This is a genomic window from Thiobacillus denitrificans DSM 12475, from assembly GCF_000376425.1.
GTDB lineage: Bacteria > Pseudomonadota > Gammaproteobacteria > Burkholderiales > Thiobacillaceae > Thiobacillus > Thiobacillus denitrificans.
Genome location: NZ_AQWL01000007.1, coordinates 17,849 through 42,782, shown reverse-complemented (window position 1 = coordinate 42,782; position 24,934 = coordinate 17,849). Strand labels below are relative to the sequence as shown.

22 protein-coding genes are annotated in these 24,934 nt (G+C 66.4%); 13 read left to right on the top strand and 9 right to left on the bottom strand.

Annotated features, from left to right (window positions below):
- Positions 1 to 17 precede the first annotated feature (17 nt).
- Positions 18 to 1,013 (bottom strand): MBL fold metallo-hydrolase, encoded by a 996-nt coding sequence (locus tag B059_RS0112065; RefSeq protein ID WP_018078515.1) that lies wholly within the window; start codon positions 1,011 to 1,013, stop codon positions 18 to 20.
- A 59-nt stretch (positions 1,014 to 1,072) separates the two neighbouring features.
- Positions 1,073 to 1,621, bottom strand: coding sequence for a cysteine hydrolase family protein (locus B059_RS0112060; protein ID WP_018078514.1), 549 nt, complete (start codon positions 1,619 to 1,621; stop codon positions 1,073 to 1,075).
- 86 nt (positions 1,622 to 1,707) lie between these two features.
- On the opposite strand from B059_RS0112060, the gene B059_RS0112055 reads away from it, so the two are divergent.
- Positions 1,708 to 2,700: a GlxA family transcriptional regulator gene (locus B059_RS0112055; protein ID WP_018078513.1), complete on the top strand. Its 993-nt coding sequence runs from the start codon at positions 1,708 to 1,710 to the stop codon at positions 2,698 to 2,700.
- An 87-nt stretch (positions 2,701 to 2,787) separates the two neighbouring features.
- Here the strand turns inward: B059_RS0112055 and B059_RS0112050 are convergent, their stop codons facing one another.
- The 7 genes from B059_RS0112050 to amrB form a co-directional block, all read right to left on the bottom strand.
- Complete coding sequence (locus tag B059_RS0112050; protein ID WP_245538789.1) at positions 2,788 to 3,822, bottom strand: efflux RND transporter periplasmic adaptor subunit; 1,035 nt, start codon at positions 3,820 to 3,822, stop codon at positions 2,788 to 2,790.
- 169 nt (positions 3,823 to 3,991) lie between these two features.
- The gene (locus tag B059_RS0112045) at positions 3,992 to 6,361 is read right to left on the bottom strand and encodes an ABC transporter permease (protein WP_018078511.1); all 2,370 of its coding nucleotides are present in this window, start codon (positions 6,359 to 6,361) and stop codon (positions 3,992 to 3,994) included.
- A gap of 4 nt (positions 6,362 to 6,365) precedes the next feature.
- Entirely contained in the window at positions 6,366 to 8,930 is a 2,565-nt protein-coding gene (gene mgtA, locus B059_RS0112040; protein ID WP_018078510.1) for a magnesium-translocating P-type ATPase, read from the bottom strand.
- Positions 8,931 to 8,934: 4 nt separating this feature from the next.
- Entirely contained in the window at positions 8,935 to 9,654 is a 720-nt protein-coding gene (locus tag B059_RS0112035) for an ABC transporter ATP-binding protein (RefSeq protein WP_018078509.1), read from the bottom strand.
- Positions 9,655 to 9,699: 45 nt separating this feature from the next.
- Entirely contained in the window at positions 9,700 to 10,344 is a 645-nt protein-coding gene (locus tag B059_RS18990; protein ID WP_018078508.1) for a dienelactone hydrolase family protein, read from the bottom strand.
- A complete protein-coding gene (amrS, locus tag B059_RS0112020; RefSeq protein WP_018078507.1) occupies positions 10,341 to 11,429 on the bottom strand; it encodes an AmmeMemoRadiSam system radical SAM enzyme in 1,089 nt (362 codons plus the stop codon). Before amrS ends, B059_RS18990 begins: the two co-directional genes overlap by 4 nt.
- On the bottom strand, positions 11,426 to 12,784 hold the full coding sequence (gene amrB / locus B059_RS0112015) for an AmmeMemoRadiSam system protein B (protein WP_026177489.1): 1,359 nt from the start codon (positions 12,782 to 12,784) through the stop codon (positions 11,426 to 11,428). Before amrB ends, amrS begins: the two co-directional genes overlap by 4 nt.
- Before the next feature lie 140 nt (positions 12,785 to 12,924).
- Between amrB and B059_RS0112010 the strand changes: the two genes are divergently transcribed.
- The 12 genes from B059_RS0112010 (at position 12,925) to B059_RS0111955 (ending at position 24,913) form a co-directional block, all read left to right on the top strand.
- Complete coding sequence (locus B059_RS0112010; protein WP_018078505.1) at positions 12,925 to 14,454, top strand: PAS domain-containing sensor histidine kinase; 1,530 nt, start codon at positions 12,925 to 12,927, stop codon at positions 14,452 to 14,454.
- On the top strand, positions 14,441 to 15,088 hold the full coding sequence (locus B059_RS0112005; RefSeq protein WP_018078504.1) for a response regulator: 648 nt from the start codon (positions 14,441 to 14,443) through the stop codon (positions 15,086 to 15,088). The genes B059_RS0112010 and B059_RS0112005 overlap by 14 nt, the downstream gene beginning before the upstream one ends.
- Before the next feature lie 183 nt (positions 15,089 to 15,271).
- A complete protein-coding gene (locus B059_RS0112000; RefSeq protein WP_018078503.1) occupies positions 15,272 to 16,846 on the top strand; it encodes a GGDEF domain-containing protein in 1,575 nt (524 codons plus the stop codon).
- A 163-nt stretch (positions 16,847 to 17,009) separates the two neighbouring features.
- A complete protein-coding gene (locus B059_RS21670) occupies positions 17,010 to 18,578 on the top strand; it encodes a flagellin N-terminal helical domain-containing protein (protein WP_018078502.1) in 1,569 nt (522 codons plus the stop codon).
- 93 nt (positions 18,579 to 18,671) lie between these two features.
- The gene (locus tag B059_RS0111990) at positions 18,672 to 19,022 is read left to right on the top strand and encodes a flagellar protein FlaG (protein WP_026177488.1); all 351 of its coding nucleotides are present in this window, start codon (positions 18,672 to 18,674) and stop codon (positions 19,020 to 19,022) included.
- Between the two features lie 10 nt (positions 19,023 to 19,032).
- Positions 19,033 to 21,030, top strand: coding sequence for a flagellar filament capping protein FliD (fliD, locus tag B059_RS0111985; RefSeq protein WP_018078500.1), 1,998 nt, complete (start codon positions 19,033 to 19,035; stop codon positions 21,028 to 21,030).
- 18 nt (positions 21,031 to 21,048) lie between these two features.
- On the top strand, positions 21,049 to 21,483 hold the full coding sequence (fliS, locus tag B059_RS0111980; protein WP_018078499.1) for a flagellar export chaperone FliS: 435 nt from the start codon (positions 21,049 to 21,051) through the stop codon (positions 21,481 to 21,483).
- 15 nt (positions 21,484 to 21,498) lie between these two features.
- Positions 21,499 to 21,831: a flagellar protein FliT gene (locus tag B059_RS0111975; RefSeq protein ID WP_245538788.1), complete on the top strand. Its 333-nt coding sequence runs from the start codon at positions 21,499 to 21,501 to the stop codon at positions 21,829 to 21,831.
- Positions 21,832 to 21,842: 11 nt separating this feature from the next.
- Entirely contained in the window at positions 21,843 to 22,853 is a 1,011-nt protein-coding gene (gene fliK / locus B059_RS0111970) for a flagellar hook-length control protein FliK (RefSeq protein WP_018078497.1), read from the top strand.
- Positions 22,840 to 23,133 carry an EscU/YscU/HrcU family type III secretion system export apparatus switch protein gene (locus B059_RS0111965; RefSeq protein ID WP_018078496.1) on the top strand — a complete coding sequence of 98 codons (294 nt, stop codon included), beginning with the start codon at positions 22,840 to 22,842 and terminating at the stop codon, positions 23,131 to 23,133. Before fliK ends, B059_RS0111965 begins: the two co-directional genes overlap by 14 nt.
- A gap of 5 nt (positions 23,134 to 23,138) precedes the next feature.
- Complete coding sequence (locus B059_RS0111960; RefSeq protein WP_018078495.1) at positions 23,139 to 23,915, top strand: flagellar brake protein; 777 nt, start codon at positions 23,139 to 23,141, stop codon at positions 23,913 to 23,915.
- A 38-nt stretch (positions 23,916 to 23,953) separates the two neighbouring features.
- Positions 23,954 to 24,913 carry a chemotaxis protein gene (locus B059_RS0111955; protein ID WP_018078494.1) on the top strand — a complete coding sequence of 320 codons (960 nt, stop codon included), beginning with the start codon at positions 23,954 to 23,956 and terminating at the stop codon, positions 24,911 to 24,913.
- The last annotated feature ends 21 nt before the right edge of the window (positions 24,914 to 24,934 follow it).

The window sequence follows — 24,934 nt, the reverse complement described above, 5'->3', positions numbered from 1 at the left end:
GATGCGCAGACGACAGACTAAAAATGCTCATCTTCAACCTCAACATAGGCGTGCGCAATGACCTTGCCCAATTCGTCGAAGTGGTCCCAGGTGCGGTACGCCTCCATGTCCTTTTCGACCCGTGCCGTCATTTCGTGGGCCTGCATCCCCTGCAGGTAGTATTTCTTGACCGACGCCAGCAGGTCCTCGGTGAAATTGATCTGGATCGCCATGGACTTCTTGTCTTCGGGATAGCCATGGCCGGGCACGTAGGTCTCGACACTGGTGTTGTCGATAGCCGCCCGCAGCGCGCTGGCCGTTCCCTTGAAGCTCGCGTCCTGCGGCATCGCCGAGTAGGGCATGAACTTGTTCATCGAGATGTCGCCCATGAACATGAGCTTGTCTTCAACGACTTCGATCATGAGGTCGGTGTCGGAATGGGCATGTCCGGGGTGATGGATCTTGAGCGTGACCCCCCCTATCTTCATGGTCTCGCCACCCTTCAAGGCCTTGTCGGGTATCGCGATGCGGGTGTTGGCCAACGCACCCTGCGTCATGCCGTTGAATCGGTCGTGCCATTCCTGCGCTTCGCCCGACCTGAGCCTGTCGATGGTGCGCTGATGCGCGTAGATCGGCGCGTTGGGGTAGGCATCGCGTATTCCCTGGTTGCCCAGAAAATGATCGCCGTGCAGGTGCGTATTGAACACGGCGACAACGGGCTTGGTGGAGATGCATTTGAGTTTTTCCAGGAACCCGCGGCCGACATCGGCACTGCTTCCCGGGTCCACGATGACGAAGCCTGCGTCGGTGAGGATGGCGGCCGGGTTGTTCATGAACCCTTTTGTCTTCTTGTTCGGCCAGTCGTGCGGGCCGATGACCACGTACACGCGCTCGCTGAGCCTCTGCAAGGGGTAATTCTCGATCGTCGGCGGCAAATCGGTCAGGCCGCCAAGAAACTGGGCGCTCGCCGACGAATGAAAAAAGCTGTTGAACAGGAGCAACAGCGCCAGTTTTACAAGATTTGCCTTATGCATCTGCTTTATCCTATCCTGAGCAAACGGGCGGGGTTCATTCCCCATGACAGCGTCCTACCCTATCGCGCCAGATATTCGTCCGTCGTCATGATCGCGGCGTAGGCGAACCCCAGCGCGGCCATCTGGGCGGCATGGACCTGTGCCGCGGGCACCACCTGCCCGCCGAATTCAAGGTCCATCGTCGCGCACGCATCGTGAACCACGACGGTCTTGTAGCCAAAGTCCGAAGCGGCCCGGCTGGTCGCATCGATGCACATATGGCTCATCGCCCCGATCACCACGACTTCCTCGATGCCCTTTGCATCGAGCATCTGCTTCAGATCGGTCTGGAGAAAGGAATTCGGATGGTTCTTCAGGACGACCGGCTCGCCTTCGACGGGCGCAACGGCGGGATGAATCTGCGTGCCTTCCGTCCCCGGAACGAAGAAGGGGGTGTCGGGGGCGGTGAATTCATGCCTGACGTGGATGACCGGATCGCCGTTCGAGCGGGCGGCAGCGATGACGCGGGCCGCGTTGGCCACCGCATCCTCGATGCCGACCAGGGGCAGTTTGCCGGAAGGAAAATATTCGTTTTGCAGATCGACGACAACCACTGCCCGTTTGCTCATGAGGCTCTCCTTATGCATGGACGCAACAATCAGAGTCGACATGGTCGGGCCTGGATCGCACAATGCGAAGTGGCGCTATCGACATAGTGAGTGGCAAAAACGACATGGCCTGCGACGAATCGATCGAAATCGGTCTGGTGCTATATCCGGGAGCGCAACTGGCGGCGGTGTTGGGCTTGACCGACCTGTTCGGCCTGGCGGACGGGATTGCCGCCCGCTACGGCAAGCGGGATTCCAATGCGCTGCGCATCAGTCATTGGCAAACGGACGCAGCGGGCAAAGCGCCTGTCCGTATCTTCGACACGGCCCCGGATGACGTGAGCACGCTGGCCGTCCTCATTCTGCCGCCCGGCCTGGGCGAGCCGCTGTCAGCAGAAGCCGCCGCTCCGTTCGCGGACTGGCTGCGCAATCAACATGGCATGGGCGTCACGCTGGGATCGGTCTGCGCCGGGGCCTTCCTGCTGGGCGAGACCGGCCTGCTCGCGGGCCGCACCGTGACTACGCACTGGCTCCATGTCGAACTCTTCCAGGCCCGCTTCCCGCAAGCGCGCATGGACGCCGACCAGCTCATCATCGACGATGGCGACATCATCACCGCCGGCGGCGCGATGGCGTGGACCGACCTGGGATTGCGGCTGGTCGATCGTTTTCTCGGGCCGACGGTCATGGCCGAGACTGCACGGATACTGCTGGTCGATCCCCCGGGGCGCGAACAGCGCTACTACAGCCCTTTCTCCCCGCGGCTGACCCACGGCGACACGGCCGTGCTCAAGGTGCAGCACTGGCTCCAAGCAACGGATGCCAGGGACATCGCGCTTGCAACGCTGGCCGAGCGGGCAGGACTGGAGGAGCGGACCTTCCTGCGCCGCTTCCAGAAGGCGATCGGCATGACGACCAGGGAGTATTGCCAGCGGCTGCGCGTGGGCAAGGCGCGCGAGATGCTGCAGTTCAGCCGCTTGCCCGTAGACCGAATCGCCTGGGAAGTCGGCTACGGCGATCCTGGCGCCTTCCGCAAAATCTTTGCCCGGATTGTCGGCCTGACCCCCGGCGAATACCGCCGTCGCTTCAGTGCCGAATGACCCTTCCAGGCAGAGAGGATGGCCTTCCGTACGCACCCCCCCCGCGGGCCACGGCACCGCGAACAGACCGCGAGCGCCCCGGCCTCGCTAGCGCGGCTTCACCCGCACGCCGTCCTTGATCGTCTCGTCGGGGTGCGCGACCACCTTGTCGCCAGCCGCAAGTCCTGACAGCACCTCGGTGGCGAGCCCGGCGCGCTGACCGAGACCGACCGGCGCCAGGCGTGCGCGGCGGCCGTCGATCACGAACGCCGCCCAGCCGTCGCCCTGCCGGAACAACGCGCTGGTCGGCAGCTGCAGCACGTCCTGGCCTTCCCACAGCACGAAGCGCGCCTCCACCCGGTAGCCGTCGCCGAGCCGCGCCCACGCCTCGCGCGGCGAACTGAAGTCGACGATGACGCGTACCCGCTGCTCCTCCACCCCGAGCGCCGAGATCTTGGTGAAGCCGCTCGGCTCGACCACGCGCACACGGCCCTCGACCGCCTGCGCGCCGCCCCAGCGGTCGAGGATGACTTTCGAGCCGGGCGCGATCTTCACCGCATGGGTCGACAGCACCTCGACCTCGACCTCAAGGCTTGCGGGGTCGCCGATCTCGAGCAGCGGCTGCCCGGCCGCCACCGCGCCCTCGCTTTCCTGCAGCAGGCGCAAGACGTGAGCGTCGGCCGGCGCGCGTACCTGCACCACGTCGGCCACCCCGCTCTTCAGGCGGTCGGTACTGGCGACCGCCGCCTGCGCCGTCTCCAGATCGAAGCGCGCGACCTTCACTGCATGCCGCGCGCCCTGGTCGGCGGCACGGGCACGGGTCTCGGCGGTGATCGCGATATCGAGTGCCTGCGCCGAGACGAAATTCGACTGCCGCAGCGACTCGGCGCGGACGCGCTCCTGCCGTGCCAGCTGCGCGGCGGCCGCGGCGGCGCGCGCATTCTCCTCGGCGGCAGCGAGCGCTGCGCGGGCGGCGCTCACCTGCGCCTGCGCCTGCGCGCGCGTGCGCGGATCGAGCGCCACCGCGCGCGCAGGCTCGATCACCGCCAGCATCTGCCCCGCCTTGACGGCATCGCCCGCGTCGAGGCCGATGCGACGAACGTAGCCCGCCACCGGCGCGGACACCAGGTAGCGCTCACGCACTCGGGTCTTGCCCTCCTCCTCCACCGTCACCGCGAGCGGCGCGCGCGCCACTTCGGCGACATCGACCGGCACCGCGCGCGGCATGAAGCCGATCGCGAGGCCCGCCGCCACCACGGCGGCGGTTGCCAGCATTCCGGTTTTTGCGCGTAGCCGCATGTTTCCCTGTTGCCTATTCGCGAGTTTTCAATACCGCCACCAGATCGAGCCGGCCGAGGCGATGCCACAGCAGCAGGCCGGACAGCAGCGCGGAAGCGATGATAACGGAGGCGCCCATGGCATAGTTTTCCGGCGTCAGGATCAGCGGCAGCCGGTACAGTTCGCTCTGGAACGCCACCACCAGGATGCCGACCAGGCCGACGCCGACGGCGAAGCCGACCGGGATCGCAGCCAGCGACAGCAGCGCCAGGTCCCCCAGCAGGATATAGGCGATCTCGCCGCGGGTGAAGCCCAGCACGCGCAGGCTGGCGAGCTCGCGGCCGCGCTCGGAAAGGCTGATGCGCGCGCTGTTGTAGACCACGCCGAAGCCGATCGCGCCGGCGAGCAGCGTCGCCACCAGGTTGTAGAACAGGATGAACTCGCCGATGGTGGCGTAGAAGCTCTGCACCGCCGCCTTGTTGGCGACCATGCCGAGCACGCGCGGGCGCTCGTGAAGGTCGGCGTAGAGCCGTGCCTGGGTGCCCGGCTGCACCGCGAGGTAGGCGCCCGAGACCGTGTTGCCCTCGCGCATCAGGGCGTTGAGCGAGTCCTGCTGCATGTAGGCCGACACCCCGAGATACTGTTTGGTGATGCCGAGCACCGGCACCTGCCGTACCGGGCGGCTGCCCTCCAGCACCTCGATCGTCAGCAGGTCGCCCGGCTTCACGTTCAGTATCTCGTTCGCCAGGTGGTCGGTGAGCACCACGCCGCCTGGCGGCACCGCCACCGGCTGCAGCCGGCTGTCGAGCGAGCGGTGCAGCCGGCCTTCCGGCTGGATGCCGAAGACGGCCGCACGATGGCGATACTGCCCGAAACGCAGGATCGCCGGCACGTCGCGGTAGCCCTCGACGTGGTCGACGCCGGGCAGCGCGGCAAGCTCGTGCAGCGCGCGTCCCGAAGTCGGCTCGATGAAGGTGAGCGCCAGATCCTCGCGCGCGGCCTGGCGGAACTGCACGTCGACCATGAAGTCGATCGCGCCTTTCTGGTAGTTGCCCACCATCATCAGCCCGCAGGCGCAGGCGATCCCGAGTATGGAGAGCAGCGACTTCATCGGGTGCCGCCCGATGTGGCGCAGCACCATGCGGCTCGGCGCGGCGAGCCAGCGCGCAAGGCCGAGGCGCTCGAACACGCTGGCATGGTAGGCGAGCGGGGTTTCCGGGCGCATCCCTTCCGCCGGCGGCAACCGCACCGCGCGCACCACCGACAGCAGCGTGCCGCTCACCGCAGCGAAGGCGGAGATCGCGAGCGCGATCAGGATGACCCCCGGGCGCAGCTGGTAATCGAGGTAGGGAAAGCGAAAGCTCGTTTCGGTGTAGACGTGCGCCAGCCCCTGGCCGAACCAGGCGCCGAGCGCCAGGCCCGCCGCCGCCCCGAGTACCGCCATCAGCAGCACCAGCTTGACGTAGTGCGCGCCGATCGCGAGATAGCTGTAGCCGAAGGCCTTGAGGATGGCGATCTGGTCGCGCTGCAAGGCGATCAGCCGGCTCAGGACCACGTTCAGCAGGAAGGCGGCGACGCCGAGGAAGATCGCCGGGAACACTGTCGCCATGGTCCGCAGCTGCTTCAGCTCCTCGGACAAAAAGCGGTTGGAGAACTGGTCGTCTCGGCCGTAGGCGCCGGTGCCGCCGTAGCTTGCGAGCACGGCGTCGACGCGGTCGATCACATCCTGCTCGCGGGCATCGCGGGCGAGCGTGAGGCTGACCTGGTTGAACGCGCCCTCCATGTCGTAGGCGGCGGCGAGCGCGCTGCGCCCCATCCACAGCACGCCGTAGCGCTTGAAGTCGGGAAACATCGCGCCGGGCGCGATCTGGTAGACGTATTCCGGCGACACCGCGACGCCGACCACCGTCAGCCGCTTGCGCTTGCCATTGATGATCGCGGCGAGCGTATCGCCCGGCTGGAAGCCGTGAGCGTCGGCGAAGGTGTCGGAGAGCACCACCTCGTCCGCGCTCCATGGCTGCACGCTGCGCCCGCGCTTGAGATGCACGTGGTTGAGTTGTGCCTCGCCGACGTCCGGCACGGACAGGATCAGCCCGGTGATGGGGTCGGTGAAGCCCGCGACTTCGAGCTTCACCCCTGCCCTCACCCGCGTTTCCAGCACCTCGACGCCAGGAATCGCCGCGAGCCGCTCGGCCACCGGCTCGGGCGCGCGCTTGAGGCTGGCGAAGACCTCGGCAAAGCGGTATTCGGCGTAGAAGCGGTCGCGCGTCGTGGTGAGCGAATCGTAGGTCGACAGCGACATCGCCATGGTGGCGATGCCGCCCATGATCACCGCGGTGATCGCCAGCACCTGGCCGCGCATGTGCCACAGATCACGGAAGAGTTTGCGGTCGAGGGCCTTCACGTCGTCAACGGGCTGCGCGCGCGCCCCACCTCCGGTAAAACACGCGCTTCATCGCGTACACGGCGAGCAGGTAGGCGGCCGCAATGCCTGCGAGCACGGCGTAGAACGCGGCAGGCAGCGGGACGAATCCCAGCTGCGCGCCGAGGGGCGTCAGCGGCAGCGCGATCGCCACCGCAACCACCAGCAGGGACAGCGCGGCCAGCGCCGGATGCGGCCGGCTGGCGAACGGGTTGCCGCGGGTGCGGATGACGAAGATCACCAACACCTGGGTCACCACCGACTCGACGAACCAGCCGGTGTGGAACAGCGCCTCGCCGGCATGGAATACGCCGAGCATGACGTAGAAAGTCAGGAAATCGAACACGGAGCTGACCGGCCCCAGGGTGAGCATGAAGTTACGGATGAAATGCATGTCCCAGGTTCGCGGCCTGGCCAGGTCCGCTTCATCGACGCTGTCGAGCGGAATGGCGATTTCGGACAGGTCGTAGAGGAAGTTGTTGAGCAGGATCTGGATCGGCAGCATGGGCAGGAACGGCAGCAGCAGCGTCGCGCCGGCCATGCTGAACATGTTGCCGAAGTTGGAGCTGGTTCCCATCATGATGTACTTGGTGACGTTGCCGAAGGTGCGCCGCCCTTCCCGCACCCCTGCATGCAGTACCTGCAGATCGTGCTCCAGCATGATCAGGTCGGCGGCCTCCTTTGCCACGTCCACCGCGCCGTCCACCGAGATGCCGACGTCCGCCGTGTGCAGGGCGGGCGCATCGTTGATGCCGTCGCCGAGAAATCCGACCACGTGGCCGCGTGCGCGCAGCGCGGCCAGGACACGGGTCTTCTGTGCCGGCGTGATGCGGCAGAACAGATTGGCGCCCTGCACCCGCGCCTGCAGCGCCGGATCGTCGAGCTGCACAATCTCGCCGCCGGTCAGCACGCCGCTGACCGCCACGCCAAGCTGCGCGCAGATGTAGCGGGTGACGAACTCGTTGTCGCCGCTGACGATCTTCAGCGCGATGCCGTCCTGCGCCAGCGCGGCCAGGGCCGGCGCGGCGCTGGCCTTGGGCGGATCGAGAAAGGCGGCAAAGCCGCTGAACACCAGTTCTGCCTCGTCGGTCAGCATGGCGTGGCCGTGCTCGGGCGGCTCGCTGCGCCAGGCGATGCCGAGCACGCGGAAGCCGTCGCGGCTCAGCGATTCGAACAGGGCCTGGATGCGGGCGCGGGCGGCGGCGTCCAGCGGATATTGCCGGCCGTCCGTTTCGTAGCCGGTGCACAGGCGCAGGATGTCTTCCGGCGAGCCCTTGACCGCCAGGGTGCGTTGGCCGCCCTGCTCCAGCAGCACCGATACCCGGCGCCGCTCGAAATCGAACGGCACCTCGTCGATCTTGCGCCAGCTGCCGACGTCGACGTGGCGGTGGGCGAGGATGGCGTCGTCGAGCGGGCTCCTGATGCCGGTTTCGAAATAGCTGTTGAGATAGGCGAGCTCCAGCACCCGGCTGCTGTCCCTGCCGGCGGCATCGACATGCCGCTCCAGCCGGATGCGGCCCTCGGTGAGGGTGCCGGTCTTGTCGGTGCACAGCACGTCGATGCCGCCCAGATCCTGCACCGCCGACAGCCGCTTGACGATGACGCGGTTGCGCGCCAGCCGCATGGCGCCCTGCGACAAGGTGACCGACACCACCATCGGCAGCAGTTCCGGCGTCAGGCCCACCGCCAGAGCGACGGCGAACAGGAAGGACTCCAGCAGCGGACGCTGGAACAGCGCATTCACCAGCAGCACGAACAACACCAGCAGCAGGGTCAGGCGCAGGATCAGGTTGCCGAAGTCCCGGGTGCCTCGCTCGAAGGCGGTGCGCGGCGGCCGCCGCGCCAGGGTGTCGGCGATCTGCCCGAGTGCCGTATCCGATCCGGTGCGCCGCACCAGCACGACCCGGGCGGAGCCGCTGACGATCGACGTGCCCATGAAAACGGCGTTGGTCGCCGCCGCGATGCCGTCGTCCGGACTGCGGTCCGGTTCGAGGTCCGCCACGCGCTTTTCCACCGGATAGGATTCGCCGGTCAGCAGCGCCTGGTTGACAAACAGGTCGCGCGCCTCCAGCACCCGGCCGTCGGCGGGAACCAGATCGCCGGCTGCCAGCAGCACCACGTCGCCCGGGACCAGATCGGCCACCGCCGCCTCGTGCGCCTGCCCGCCCCGCACGACGCTGGCACGCAGGGCGACCTGGCGCTTGAGGCGATCGACGGCGCGGCCGGCGCGGTATTCCTGGGCGAAATCGAGCGTCACGCTCATCAGCACGATGATGCCGATGACGACGAAACTGCGCATGTCGCCGAGGAAGCCGGCGACGGCGCTCGCCGCGAGCAGCACCAGCACCAGCGGATTGCGGAAGTGGGCGAAAAACGCCAGCAGCCAGGTCCGCTCGGCGCGGGGGCGCAGCAGATTCGGGCCGCTGCGGTCCAGGCGGGTGGCGGCTTCAGCGGCGTCCAGGCCTTCGGGCCGCGTATTCAGCGCGGCAAGGAGTTCAGCCAGAGGCAGCTGCCAGAGACGCTCGGGAGGGTGTCTATCCGGCGTTGGCATGGCGCTACCAGCTCAATTCGTGCGCCGCCTTCTTCACGGCGTTGTCGCGGATCTCGGCAATCTGGCCGTCCGACAGGCGGATCACGCGGTCGGCCATGTCGGCGATGCCGGCGTTGTGGGTGATCAGCACGGTCAGCGTGCCGAGTTCGCGGTTCACCTTTTCCAGCACTTCCAACACCACCACGCCGGTGGCCGAGTCGAGCGCGCCGGTCGGTTCGTCACACAAGAGCACCGCCGGGTTCTTGGCGACGGCGCGGGCGATCGCCACGCGCTGCTGCTCGCCGCCGGATAGCTGGGCCGGAAAATGGTCAAGGCGGTTGCCCAGCCCCACCAGGCCGAGCGCGTCCTCGGGACGCATCGGCGAGGGCGCGATCTCGGTCACCGCGGCGACGTTCTCGCGCGCGGTCAGGCTGGGGATCAGGTTGTAGAACTGGAACACGAAGCCGACGTGCTCGCGGCGGAAGCGAGTAAGCTCGGTCTCGGTCGCGCCGGTCAGCTTGTGGTCGAGGTAGTAGACCTCGCCGCCGGAGGGTGCGTCGAGTCCGCCGAGGATATTGAGCAGCGTCGACTTGCCGCTCCCTGAGGGGCCGAGCAGCACCACCATCTCGCCGCGGTAGAGCGTGAGGTCGATGCCGCGCAGCGCCTGCACCTCGACCTCACCCATGCGGTAGACCTTGGTGAGGCCGCGGGCGACGAAGACAGGGCTGGCTTGTTCGGCAGGCATGCTTCGATCATGCCACGCGGCCCGACGGGCGGCCAGCGTGCTCAGTCAGCGTCGGGGAAGGTGCTCCGCGAACCACCCCGCCGCCCGCATCGCCACCGCCTCCAGCGCGCCGGGTTCCTCGAACAGGTGGGTCGCGCCGGGAACGATCACCATTTCCTTCTCGCAGCGCAGCTGGTCGTACGCCAGCTGGTTGAGGTCGATCACGCCATCGTCGTAGCCGCCCACCAGCAGCAAGGTCGGCGCGCCCACTTCCTGCAGGGCCAGTTCGCTGGCCAGGTCGGGACGACCACCGCGGGAGACCACGGCGCGTGCCGCCTCGCCCAGTGCGGCGGCGGCTTCGAGCGCGGCGGCGGCGCCGGTGCTGGCACCGAAGAAACCGAGCGGCAGGGCGCGGGTCGTGTCCTGCGCGCCGACCCAGCGCGCCGCGTCGAGCAGCCGCTGCGTCAGCAGACCGATATCGAAGCGGCGCGAATAATCGCGGTCCTCCTCCGGCGTCAGCAGGTCCATCAGTAGAGTGCCCACGCCGGCGTCGCGCAACACCCCGGCGACATAGTTGTTGCGCGGCGAGTGGCGCGACGAGCCGCTGCCGTGGGCGAACAGTACCAGCCCGACGGCGCCGTCGGGGATGTCCAGCATGCCTTCGACGGTAGCATTGCCGGCCGGGATGTGGGCCAGGGTGGCGCTGCTCATGGCCGATCCTCGCGGTGCATGGCAACCGGGATGCGGCGGTTGCCGAAGGGATGGCTGAACGCACCGAAGCGGCCGGCGATGGCGCCACCGCAGTGCGGGCAGTGGCCGTCCGGCGTGAGCTTGTAATCGTCGATGCGGTACCAGTCGCGCACGATCAGTGCCTCGTGGCAGCCCGGACAGAAGGTGGTGCCGCCGGTGGTGTCGTGCACGTTGCCGGTGTAGACGTAGTGGAGACCGGCCTGCAGCGCGATGTCGCGCGCGTGCGTCAGCGTCGACGCCGGCGGCACGTCGCGCATCTTCCAGTCGGGATGGAAGGCGGAGAAGTGCAGCGGCACGTCGGGGCCGAGTTCGTGCATGATCCACCGGCTCATCGCCGCAAGCTCGGCGTCGGAATCGTTGCGGCCGGGGATCAGGAGCGTGGTGATCTCGAACCAGACGTCGGTCTCGCGCTTCAGGTAGATCAGCGTATCGAGCACCGGCTGCAGATGGGCGCCGGTCAGCTCGACGTAGAAATCGTCGCTGAAGGCCTTGAGGTCGACGTTGACGGCGTCCATCCTGGCGAAGAATTCGCGCCGCGGTTCCTCGGTGATGTAGCCGGCAGTGACCGCCACGGTCTTGAGGCCGCGCGCGTGGCAGGCGTCGGCGACGTCCATCGCGTATTCGGCGAAGATCACCGGATCGTTGTAGGTGAAGGCCACACTCTTGCAGTCGCTCCGCTCCGCCGCTTCGGCGATCTCGTCCGGCGCAGCCCGGTCCATCAGCGTGTCGGTCTCACGCGACTTGGAGATGTCCCAGTTCTGGCAGAACTTGCAGGCGAGGTTGCAGCCGGCGGTGCCGAAGGAAAACACCGAACTGCCGGGGTAGAAATGGTTGAGCGGCTTCTTCTCGATCGGGTCGACGCAGAAACCGGACGAGCGACCGTAGGTGGTGAGCACCATCCTGCCGCCCTCATTCTTGCGCACGAAACACAGCCCGCGCTGGCCCTCGTGCAGCCTGCAGAAGCGCGGGCACAGGTCGCACTCGATGCGGCCGTCCGGCAGCACGCGCCACCAGCGTGCCGGGTGATGCGATTCGGGGATGCTCATGCGGCCGTCTCTTTCCACTTGCTGACGCTGTAGTGCGACAGGCGCACGCCTTCAGCCCAGAAATCCGCGGGCAGACCCGCCTTGCGCTTGAGCTGGGCGAGAAACGCGGCCGGCTCGGGCAGCTGCGCCCATACCTGCGGCAGGAAGGTGCTGCGGTAATGGCCATACTCGAACACCACCCCATCGACATGCGGCTGCAACGCCGCCAGCGCGTCCGCCTCGCTTGTCACCGCCAGCGGCTCGGCCGGCGTCAGCAGCGACACCTCGACCCGGATTTCCTCGAACTCGCCGCGGCCCAGCGGCATGAAGCGGGGATCACGGAACGCCGCCGCCACCGCGTTTTCGCGCACGTCGATCTCCAGCGAACGGTGTGCTTCCAGGGTGCCGATGCAGCCACGCAGCTCGCCGTGCCGGGTCAGGGTGACGAAGCAGGCGCCCGGCTCCAGCAGCCAGCCGGCCTGGGTGGGGGATGCCGCCTCGTGGCCCAGCCTGGAAGCGATCTCGGCGCGCGCCAGCTTGAGCAGGGTGGCGCCCTTTTCCGCGTCCGGCCGGTCCGCATCGGTCCCGGCCTCGAAAGCGAACGCGGCGTAGCCGACCACCCGCTCGGGGTCGCCGGCGGTGTCGCTGGAATTGCGCACGTCCAGCGCCACGGCATGCAGGCCATGCGTGCGCGCCGCCAGCAGCAGGCCGTTGATCGGCGTGGCGCCGCAGGCCTGCTCGTGGCTGAGGTGCGGATCCAGCGCCAGAATCGCGCCGACGGTCTCGCCGTCCACCTTGCGGGCGAGCGCATCGGGCAGGAAATGCGACAGGTCGGAGCTAATCACGATCAGCGTCTCGTCGCCGCCCCACATCCTCTCCAGCACCTCGGCGACCTCGGCAGCGGTCGCCTCGCCCACCGCCAGCGGCAGCAACAGGAAATCGCCCAGCACCTGCTGCAGGAAAGGCAGCTGCACTTCCAGCGAATGCTCCATCCGGTGCGCCGCGGCGCTTGCGCTTACCTGCGGCAGATCGGCGAGGTGCCGCATGCCCTCGCGATCCAGCCGGATTTCGCCGAGCGGGGTGGCAAAGCGCTCCGCCTCGGGCAAGGCCAGCCCGCGCACATGGACCCGGTGGGCGGGACCGAGCAGCACCACCCGGCAAATATGGCCGCGCAAATCGCCCAGACGCGCATAGGCGCTGGCGGCGACCGCGCCGGAATACACATAGCCGGCATGCGGCACGATCAAGGCTTTGGGCCGGCAGGGCAGTGCAACGGGGCCGGCCTCGGCCAGCATGTCGGCGAGCGTTTGCCTGAGCAAAGCCGGCTGGTCCGGGTAGAAAAGGCCTGCGACGACAGCGGGGCGGGTGGTAGGCATGGACAATCCCCTCGGCAACCAGTTTACTAAGTGTGGGAGATTCGACCCGATTTCAAGTCGGGCGGTGTTTCCGCCGATAATGACGGATTAAAAAAAGACAGGAATCTGTCGTCATAAAAACTTCAGCAATGAGGAGGAGTATGGTTTCATCCAAAACCGTCGGCGAAGGCGCGCTGTTGAAGGCGATCCTGCAGGAAGCGGCCACCGAAGTAATGGTGTTCGACGCGGACACCCTGCAGATCGTCCAGGCCAACCCGTCCGCTGCGAACAACCTGCAATATCCGCTCGCGGCCTTGCAGAAGCTGACACCGCTGGACGTGCTGGCGCCCGAGGACAAACCGTCGTTCAACACCCTGCTTGCCCTGCTGCAAAGCGGGAAGAAGCGCCGCATCACGCTGCATGCGCACTGCTGCCGCCGCGACGGCAGCCGCTATCCGGTCGAGGCCCGGCTTTCCTGCGCAACCCATCGCGGCCAGCCGGTTTTCATCTGCATTGCCGACGACATCAGCCAGCGCGAGGCCTCGCGGCAGGCGCTGGCACACTCGGCCTCCGATTTGCGCGCGATCGTGGCGCATATCCCCGGCATGGCCTATCAGATCATGCGCAAGCACGATTCCCAGCCCGTCCTGCGCTACGCCAGCGAGCAATCCGTACAGTTGCTCGGTATCGATGCGACCGCCCTGTGCGCTGAGCCGGAACGCTTCTTCAAGCTGATCGTGGAAGACGACAGGGCCGACTACCTGGCGAAGTTCACCGAAACCGGCGGCGGCCACATGAGCTTCAACTGGGAAGGCCGCATCCGGATGGATGCCTGGGAGGATGTGAAATGGGTGTCGATTCGCGTCGGCCAGCGCAAGGTGGCCGGCAATCTGGTCTGGGACGGCATCATGCTGAACGTGACGCAAAGCAAGCAGGCCGAAGCCGAAATCCGCCATTCGCGCGCGCAGTTGAGCGCGTTGGCCGCGCACGTCGACAAGGTCAAGGAACAGGAGCGCATCCACCTGGCACGGGAGGTGCACGACGACCTCGGCGGCAATCTCACCGCCATCAAGATCGTGCTGGCCTGGCTGAAGGACAACCTGCCGCCCGACGCGCACCGCCTGATTCAGCGCACCGACTATCTTGACAAGGTGGTCGACCATACCTTCGACGCGGCACATCGCATCGCCTCTAATCTGCGGCCGGCAGCGCTGGATCTCGGCATCGTTCCGGCCATCAAGTGGCAGCTGCAGCGGTTTGGCCGCAACACCAACATCGCCTACCGGTTCAGCGCGACCGACGAGCCGATCCCGCTCGATCCCGATGTCGCGATTGCCGTGTTCCGCATCGTGCAGGAAGCGCTGACCAATGTCGCCAAGCACGCCCGCGCCACTCAGGTCAGGCTCAAGCTGGTGCGCAATCAGGACAGCCTGCTTGTCACCCTCTCCGACAATGGCACGGGTATCCAGCCTGTGCGCAGAGATGAAGGCAAGCCTGCCTTCGGCATCCTCGGTATGCACGAGCGCGCCGCGGCACTGGGCGGCGAACTCACCGTGCTGCCCGCCCGGCGCCGCGGCACCCGGATAAGTCTGCGCGTTCCATTACCCGCCCCCTCGCCCAGCTGTCAACAAAATGACAACATAAACATGTTAAAACAATCAGCAGAGAACGATTCCCGTGGCTGTCGCTAAACCCTACCGCATCCTCATCGTCGACGACCATGCCATCGTCCGCGAGGGGCTCAAGCAAATCCTCGCCGAAGTCGACGACATCGAAGTCGCTGGCGAGGCCGACTGCGCAAGAAATGCCCTGCAGATGGCCCGGCGGGAGCCCTGGGACCTGGTGCTGATGGACATTTCCATGCCCGACCGCAGCGGCTTGGAAACCCTGGAACTGCTGAAGAACGAACATCCCGGCATCAAGGTGCTGATGCTGTCGATGCATCGCGAGACCCAGTATGCGGTGCGCGCGCTGAAGACCGGCGCCGCCGGCTATCTCAACAAGCAGAGCGCGCCGGATCAGCTCGTCGACGCCATCCGCCTGGTCGCCTCGGGCAAGAAGTACATCAGCGCCGAAGTCGCCCAGGAACTCGCCAGCGAAATCAGCGGCGAACGCGCCAGCCTGCCGCACGAAGGCCTCTCCAACCGCGAATACCAGACCCTGTGCATGATCGCCTCCGGCCTGACCGTCACCCTCATCGCCGACCGGCTGGCGCTGTCGGTCAAGACCATCAGCATGTACCGCGCCCGCCTGCTGAAGAAAATGCAGCTCAAGAACAACGCCGAGCTGACGCATTACGCGATCAAGCAGGGACTGCTGGACTGAGACTCGAGATGCAAGATGCAAGGTTCAAGCGACAAGGTTTTCCTTGCATCTTGTATCTTGAGTCTTGCACCTGCCTTCGGAAATACCGGGGTTTTCCCGCCCTAATCCACCCTTCAGCCCCCTTCCGCCCGCCTTAACATGCGAGGCATAGTGAATTGCCCGCTTCCGGGCCTGAGTGCCGACATGGCCGAGCCGACCGTCAAAATCAATCTTGCCAATCCGACCGAAGTCGCGCGCGAAACCTTGCGCCGCCTTGCGCTGCGCCGGATCGCGCCGACCCCGGACAACTACCAGACCCTGTACGAGGAAATCACCGGCGCGCCCGGCGTGCCGATGACGACGGCCATCACCGCTACCGCTGCCAGTGCGCTGTCCGGCCTGGTCATGGACCTCAGCCTGCACCATCCCGAGCTGGCGGGCCCGGTGGAAATCCTCGACCGGGCCATCCGCAAGAGCGACTGGGCGCAATGCCGCAAGCAGTTGAGCCAGATCACGCGGCTGCTCAAGCAGCGGACGGACGACGGCGGCGAGGAAGACCTGGCCCTGCTGCGCGACCTGCTGGCCAAAACCCTGGAATTCGGCCTCATTCCCCAACTGTCGCACAGCCCCGCGCTGACGGACAGAGTACAACAGCTGGCCTCGGTCGTGCGCGATGCCAGCAGCGCCAGCGCCCTGCGCAATACCGCATCCAGCCTGAAATCCCTGTGGATCGACGTCGACCAGCATGCCTCGCACCGCCACGACCAGCAGGAAACATTCCGGCGCATTCTGCTGCTGCTGGTGGAAAACATCGGCGAACTGCTCGACGACGACACCTGGCTGCGCGGCCAGCTCGACATGGTGCAGGAAATCGTCGCCGGCCCGCTCAGGATCGAGTCGCTGCAGGAAGCGGAAAAACGGCTCAAGGAAGTGATCTACAAGCAAAGCCTGGTCAAGCACGGCCTGCGCGAAGCCACCGCCACGCTGAAAGCCACCATGACCACCTTCGTAAGCCGTATGCACGACGCCGTGGCGGCCAACGACGAGTACCAGGGGAAAATCGCCTCCCACATCGAACGCATCGGCAGCACCGAAGACGTGCGGGAGCTGAACCGCATTCTGGAAAGCCTGCTAGAAGAAACCCGCACCGCGCAGTCCGACACCCGCCGCGCCCACGACCAGCTGATCCAGGAGCGCGACGCCGCCCTGCAGGCCGAAGGCCGCATCCGGCAGCTGGAAACCCAGCTCACTGAAATGAGCGCCCTGGTGCGCGAAGACCCGCTCACCCGCAGCCTCAACCGGCGCGGCCTGGACGACGAATTCGCGCGCGAAGCCTCGCGCGCCGACCGCTATGCCTCACCGTTCTGCATCGCCGTGCTGGATGTCGACAACTTCAAGGCGCTCAACGACAGGCACGGCCACCAGACAGGCGACGCGGCGCTGATCCATCTGGTCAAGGTCGCCAAGGAGGAACTGCGCCTCACCGACCACATCGCGCGCATGGGCGGCGAGGAATTTCTCATCCTGCTGCCCAACACGCCGCTCGACGAGGCCATGGGAATCGTCACCCGCCTGCAGCGCAGCCTCACCAGAAAATACTTCCTCGACAACAACGAACGCGTGCTGATCACCTTCAGCGCCGGCGTCGCCGCGCGTGCTCACGGCGAATCGCAGGAAGCCGCCATCGCCCGCGCCGACAGCGCCATGTACGAAGCCAAGCACGCCGGCAAGAACCGGGTTTGCCGGGCGCCGCAAGCGCCCATGCAGGCTCCGGAATGAAGATCATGCAGATTTTTGCAACCGCAGCCTTAACTTTCTCCGACCCCCGACGATTCCTCTCACAACGGCGGTTCATGTAGCCCAGCGGGCAAACCAACGTTGACGGCACCAGAGCCCAGCGGGCGTAAAAGCCGGAACCATCGACCACTAAAGGAGAAACAACATGGCAGCAGTGATCAACACCAACATCGCTTCGCTCAACACCCAGCGCAACCTGGGCACCTCGCAGTCCGCGCTCAACACCTCGATCCAGCGCCTGTCTTCCGGCCTGCGCGTGAACAGCGCCAAGGACGATGCCGCTGGCCTGGCGATTTCCGAGCGCATGACTTCGCAGATCCGCGGCCTCAACGTCGCCGCCCGCAATGCCAACGACGGCATTTCGCTGGCGCAGACCGCCGAAGGCGCGCTCGGTAAGGTCGGCGACATGCTGCAGCGGGTGCGCGAACTGGCGGTGCAATCCGCCAACGCCAGTAACAGCGCCGACGACCGCAAGGCGCTCAACGCCGAGGCCGGCCAGCTGCTGTCAGAAATCGACCGCGTCGCCAAGCAGACCGAATTCAACGGCCTGAAACTGCTCGACGGCAGCTTCACCCTGCAAGCCTTCCAGGTCGGCGCCAACGCCGGCGAGACCATCGACGTCGCCGGCATCGCCAACGCCCAGATCTCGGCGCTCGGCAGCTGGACCAGCGTCGACACCCCGGCCGCGCCGGTCGCCGGCGCGGCACCGACGGGCACGGGCTACGTCGCCGGCACCACGGCGACGGCGACCGATTCTGTAGCCTCCGGCGCCTACGTCCAGGCCGCATCCGACAATGCCGCCGACGCCTTCCAGTTCAAGATCGACGGTGCGATCGCCTCCGACCGCCTGGTCGGCGATGCCTCCGCCGCCAACCTTCAAACCGACATCGCCGCTTTTGTTGCAGCCAGCGGCGGCGCCTATACCCTGGCGGGCACGGTTGCCGGCGGCGACCTGGTCATCACCAAGGCCGACGGCACCGACATGGCCATCGCCACGTCGTTCTCCAACGCCGTCGGCTCTACAACTGCTGCGGCAGGCACCACTTCGGCCGGCACCTTCGGCGGCGCTGGCTTCGTCGGCAACCACACCGGCGGCACCCCGGCAAGCGGCGGCACTCCCGGCACCTTCTCGGCGCTGACCGGCACGGCCTTCACCATCAACGGCGAGAACATCGAAGTCGGCGCCGCCACCGATGCCGCCACCCGCCTGGCCGACCTGACCACCGCCATCAATGCCAAGACCGGCGCCACCGGCGTCCAGGCATCGGTTGCCGGCGGCGCGCTGACCCTGACCTCGATCGGCGGCTCCGGCAACATCGACATCGCCGGCTCCGGCGCCGTGACCGAGCAGACCGGCCTGACCGCGGGCACCAACGCCGCCACCCCGGGCAGCGCCCAGACCGGCTTCGCCACGCTCGACATCTCCACCGTCGCCGGCGCCAACAACGCCATGAAGGCGATGGACGCGGCAATCAACTCGGTGAACAGCGCCCGCGGCACTCTGGGTGCGGTGCAGAGCCGCTTCGAGAACGCCATCGGCAACATCCAGGTGACCGCCGAGAACCTGCAGGGCGCCCGCAGCCGCATCATCGATGCCGACTTCGCCGCCGAGACCGCCTCGCTGACGCGCGGCCAGATCCTGCAGCAGGCCGGTACCGCGATGCTGGCGCAGGCCAACTCGCTACCGAACAACGTGCTCTCGCTGTTGCGTTAAGTAACAAACAGGCGTCTCCGGGCGCCTGGCGACACGGCGGACCAAGGTTTTTCCTTGCTCCGCCTTCGTCGCACCTAGATAAGGGGAATCATCATGTCCATTGGAAAAGTCGATTCAGTTGACCTTGCCGCGTTGAGGCAAGCCCCCGCGCCCGCACCCATTACCCCCGCGCAGCGCGCCACCCTCGACAATCCGGTGTTCGCGCCCGCGCCGCCTGTCACCCAGGAGGCGGTCGCCGCCGCCGTGCAGGCCGCCAATGCCTACGTGGAATCCGTGTCGACCAACCTCAAGTTTTCACTCGACCAGGAAACCGGCCACACCATCGTCAAGATGGTCGACACCGAAACCGAGGAAGTGCTGCGCCAGTTTCCCAGCGAGGAAATGCTGGCTATTTCCAAATCCATAGACCGCATGCAGGGTCTGTTGATCAACCGAGAAGCCTGAGGAGACGGCCATGGTTTCAGCCGCAGGGATCGGATCGGGACTCGACGTCAACGGCATCGTCGAACAGTTGATGGTGTCGGAACGCAGGCCGCTTGCCGCCTTGAGCAGGCAGGAGCTGGCGCACACCCAGAAGCTGTCCGCTTTCGGCCAGCTGCGCGGCGCGCTCGCCAGCTTCCAGACCGCGCTGAAGGATCTCGGCAGCGGCAGCAAATTCCAGGCGCTGAGCGCCACCTCGTCCGACACCAAGGTGCTCAGCGCCAGCGCCGCCGGCAAAGCCATCCCGGCCAGCTACCAGATCGAAGTCAAGCAACTGGCGCAGCAGCATAAACTGGCGTCCGCCGGCTACGCCTCGGCCGACGATATCGTCGGCTCGGGCACGCTGACGATCCAGTTCGGCACCTACGACAGCAGCTCGAACAGCTTTACCGCCAATGCCGGCAAGGCCGCGAAAAGCATCAGCATCGAACCGGCCAACAACACGCTTGCCGGCGTGCGCGATGCGATCAATGCCGCCAATGCGGGCATCACCGCCACCATCGTCAACGACGGCGGCGCCGCCGGCAACCGCCTGGTGCTCACCGCCAGCGACAGCGGCGCGGCCAGCAGTCTGAAAATCGGTGTGATCGACGACGATGGCAACGGGCTCGACGGCAGCGGCCTGTCGGCGCTGGCCTACGATCCGACGGCGGCCGCCGGCAGCGGCAAAAGCCTCAGCCAGAATGCCGCGGCACGCGACGCCCTGCTGGAAATCGACGGCATCGCGGTGACGCAGCCCACCAACACCGTCAGGAACGCCATCGACGGCGTCACCCTGAACCTGGTCCAGGCCAATGCCGGCGAAAAACTGACGCTGGCCGTCAGCCGCGACACCAAGGCCGTCACCAGTGCAGTCGAAGCCTTTGTCAAGGCCTACAACAATACCAGCGGAACGCTCAAGAGCCTCACCGCCTTCAACGGCCCCGGCGCGCAGAACGGCGTCCTGCTGGGCGATTCCACCGCGCGCGCGATCCAGGTGGAGATGCGCAACCTGCTGAATGCCTCGGTCGACAACGGCGGTGCGCTCACCACCCTGTCGCAGATCGGCGTCAGCTTTACCCGCGACGGCATGCTGGCGCTCGACAACGCCAAGCTCAACACCGCCATCGACAAGAATTTCGACGACATCGCGGCACTATTCGCCAAGATGGGTAAAACCAGCGACAGCCTGGTCAACTACAGCGCCAGCAGCGCGAAGACCCAGCCCGGCAGCTATGCCGTCAACGTCAGCCAACTGGCGACGCAGGGTAGCACGCAAGGCAACCAGGCCGCTGTGCTGACCGTGACGGCCGGCGTGAACGACCAGCTTGCCCTGACGGTCGATGGCAAGGCGGTCAGCGTGACCCTTGCCGCCGCCACCTACGCCAACGCCGATGCGCTCGCGGCCGAAATCCAGAGCAAGGTGAATGGCGCCACCGGCACCTCCGGCAGCGTGCTGGTGACGCAAAACGGCGGCGTGCTCAGCGTCGCCTCGGCGCTGTACGGCAGCGCTTCGCAGGCGAAAGTCACCGGCGGCAGCGCCATGGCCAGCCTGTTCGGCGCCGCCCCCGTCGTCACCGCCGGCGTCGATGTCGCCGGCTCGATCAATGGCGTCGCGGCAAGCGGCAGCGGGCAGACGCTGACCGGCGCCACCGGCAATGCCAGCGAAGGCCTGGCGCTGCGCATCGCCGGCGGCGCGCTCGGCGCGCGCGGCAACGCGACGTTCAGCCACGGCTATGCGTCCCGCATCAGCCAGTATCTCGACTCCGTGCTCGGCGACGACGGCAGCCTGAAGACCCGCACCGACGGCATCGACAGCAGCATCAAGAATCTGGACCGGCGCCAGGAGCAGATGGAAGCGCGCCTGGTGCAGATCGAGAAACGCTACCGTGCGCAGTTTTCCGCGCTCGACTCCATGCTCAGCAACATGAACAACACCAGCACTTTTCTGACCCAGCAGCTGGCCAGCCTGCCAGGCAGCAACCAGAACTAAACCCATCGGGAGACAGACGTGTACACGAATCCGAGAAGCGCTGCCAACGCCTACGCCAGCGTCGGCCTGGAAACCGGCGTGATCGCGGCCAGCCCGCACCAGCTCATCGTCATGCTGTACGAAGGCGCCGAACTGGCGGTGCGGATGGCGATCAAGCACATGGCTGATGGCGACATGGCGAAAAAATCCATCGCCATCAGCAAGGCCAGCAACATCATCCTCGACGGCCTGCGCGCCGCGCTCGACCCGCAGCAGGGTAGCGACATCGCGCTGCAACTGGATGCGCTGTACGACTACATGAACCAGCGCCTGATGCTCGCCCACGTCAACAGCCAGACCGCCCCGCTCGAAGAAGTGCTGGGCCTGCTGCAGGAACTGCACGGCGCCTGGCAGCAGATCGGCGCCAGCGGGCGTCCCACCTCTTCCACCAAACAACAACACGTTGCAGCCTGAACCGAACCGGAGCCCATGATGACCAGCAACGAAATGCTCACCGCCTACGAATCGCTCTCCGCACTCACCGGCACCATGCTGGACGCCGCCAGCCAGGGCGAATGGGACCATCTGGCCGCGCTGGAGCAGCGCTGCCAGGGCTACGTCGGCAGCCTGATGCAGGCCGCGCCGGTGCCGCTGAACGAAACCGAACAGCGCGCCAAGGTGGCGATCATCCGCACCATCCTGCAGAACGACGCCAAGATCCGCGCGCTCACCGAGCCGCGCCTGCACGAGCTGCAGCAGCGCCTGAGCAGGGCACGCACCGGCCAGCGCGGCATGGACGCCTACGGAGCGCAGCGGGCGTAAGGCCCGCCCGCATGTATCCGGCCCAGGCCCTGTCCCGCATTCTGTCCGTCCAGCCCGTGCTGGACGCGGTCGAACGCGACCAGGCCGCGCCGCGCGCGGCGTTCGAGCACCTGAAAATCGGCCAGACGCTCGCCGGCTTGGTGAGGAGCCAGGCAAAGGGCATTTCGCTGGTCGAAATCGACGGTCAAACCGTCGCCATGCGCCTGCCCCAACAGGTTGTCACCGGCGACACCTTGCGTCTGCGCTTCGCCGGCCACATGCCGCAACCGGTATTTCTGCTCGAAGCCCCCGAAACCGCGGCCAGCGATGCGCCGCAACTGAGCCAGACCGCGCGCATGCTGAGCGAGCTGATGCAGCGCCTGCCGCAGCACCCTGCCCTGCCCACCCTCGTCCCGCCCGGCCCCCTGCTCGACCAGCCGCCCGCGCTGCCGGCCGAACTGGCGCTGGCCCTGCGTACCGCGCTGGTCCGCAGCGGCTTGTTCTACGAGTCGCACCTGGCCAACTGGGCGGCGGGCCAGGACAGCCTTGACGGCCTGATGCAGGAGCCACAGAACCGGCTGGCGGCGGCGGACGCCGCGCGTGCCGCAGCCAACCCGCCGACCCTGCCCGACGGCGGCGAAACGGCCGCGCAGAAGCCGCTTAACCCGATGCACGCCCTGCTGTCGCAGCAGTTGCAGGTGCTGGAATCGCCCCAATTCGTCTGGCGCGGCGAGGTGTGGCCGGGACAGACATTGGAATGGCAGCTACGCCGGGAAACGGACCCCGCGCAGGACCAGTCGGCCGCTGCCGACGAGGCCGATGCGGGCTGGGAATCCAGGCTCAGACTGACCCTGCCGCAACTCGGCACCGTGATCGTGCATATCAGGCTCGATGCGCAGCAGGCGTTCAGCATCAGGATGATGCCGGAACAGCCTGAAATCGAACCCCTGCTGCAACAGCACCAGGACACGCTGATCGAGCGCTTGAGCGCGGCCGGCTGCACCCTCCACACCCTCACGGTGCAGCACGATGCCGGCGCCTGACATGCGGCGCGCCGCTGCCGCGCTCGCCTACCGCAGCGGCGATGCTGCGCCCCGCGTGGTTGCCAAGGGACGCGGCGTGGTGGCCGACAGCATCATCGAGAAAGCCCGCGCCTCGGGTGTGTACGTCCACGAATCGCGCGAATTGCTGGCCTTGTTGATGCAGATCGATCTCGACAGCCATATCCCGCCGCAGTTATATATCGCAGTGGCCGAACTGCTGGCCTGGCTTTACCATCTGGAAGCAGCCGACAGGCAGGCCTTGCCGAACGAGCTCGTCTGAACAGAATGTCTTTTCCAGTCTCGCAACCCTCGCAACACGACCTGACCCATCCCGATCGCGCCAATGCACTGGCGCCTTACGCCGTCCACTCGCGCGCGGAGATTCTTTTCCTGCTGCGCGCGATCCATAAACGCAAGCTGCTGGTCAACCTCGATCTGCCGCGCAGCCGGCAGATCGTCGTCACCTCGGTGCTCGCGGTCGACGCGGCGCGCAACCTGCTGATTCTGGACAGCGCCCGCGGCGACGCGCTCAACCAGGAACTGATGTCCGGCACGGGCGCGGAGTTCATCACCCAGCTCGATGGCGTCTCCATCTCGTTCTCCAGCGGCCCGGTTGCTGCGTGCGCATACGAAAACCTGCCGGCCCTGTGCATTGCCATCCCTCCATCGCTGGTTCGTCTGCAGCGCCGGGAGCATTTCCGGGTGGCCATGCCCATTGCCAACCCGGTCAGATGCATCGTTCCGTCCCAGCCGGACGCGACCGCGGAGCCGATCACAACCTGCATCGTGGACATCAGCTGCGGCGGCGTGGCGATCGCCGAAAACAGCGGGCGCCTCGGCTGCGACACCGGCAGAACGCTGCCCGACTGCCGCCTGCTGCTGCCCGAAGCCGTCACCGTCGTCACCTCGCTGGAAGTCCGCAATGCGGCACAGATCCGCCTGCAAAACGGCGTCACCCAGACCCGCCTGGGTTGCCGATTTCTGGATTTGCCCAACGACATGGCCGCCAGGCTGCAGCGCTTTGTCATGGATATCGAGCGTGCACGGCGAAACAGCCTGTAGCGCGCCACCCCACATGAATGATTCAAGGAGACTCCGCCATGCAAACGATCCAGCAGGAAATTGACGAAAGAACCAATCTGACCAGCTCCAACAAGCTGGAGCTGCTGCTGTTTCGCCTGGGCGACGATGCGAACCTCGATCGCAGCGAGCTGTTCGGCATCAATGTATTCAAGATAAGGGAAATCATCCCGATGCCGGCCATCACGGCCGTTGCGGGATCGCCTGCCCACATGATGGGCGTGGTCGATCTGCGCGGCCAGATCATCCCGGTCATCAATTTGCCGGCGATTGCCGGATGCACCCCGCGGACCGGGTTGAATATCCTGCTGATTACCGAATATGCCCGCAGCACCCAGGCCTTTGCCGTCGAATCGGTGGAAGACATCGTGCGTCTCGACTGGCGGCAGGTGCTGTCCGCCGAGGGCAATGCCGCCGGCGGGATGGTCACCAGTCTCGCCCGCCTCGACGGCGACAACAGCGACCGCCTGGCGCAGGTGCTGGACGTGGAGACCATCCTGCGCCAGGCCATGCCGTCGAGCGAGCCGGCGGTCGACCCCGCCAATATCGGCCCTGCGGTGGACATCAAGCCCGGTACCGTCATCCTGGCGGCGGACGATTCGGTGATCGCGCGCACCATGATCGAACAGGGGCTGGAAGCGATGGGCCTGCCCTACCTCATGTGCAAGACCGGCAAGGAAGCCTGGGACCAGCTGCAGGCCATCTCCGCCAAGGCACAGGACGAGGGCAAGACCGTGCATGACCGGATCGCCCTGGTGCTGACCGACCTGGAAATGCCCGAGATGGACGGCTTTACCCTGACCCGCAACATCAAGCAGGATCCGCGCTTCAGCTCCATTCCCGTGGTGATCCACTCGTCGCTGACCGGTTCGACCAACGAAGCGCACGTCAAGAAAGTCGGCGCCGACGCCTACGTGGCCAAGTTCGTCGCCGAAGACCTGGCCGACGCGCTGCGGCACGCGCTGGCTAAAGTGCATTGAAGTTGCAAGTTGCAAGTTGCA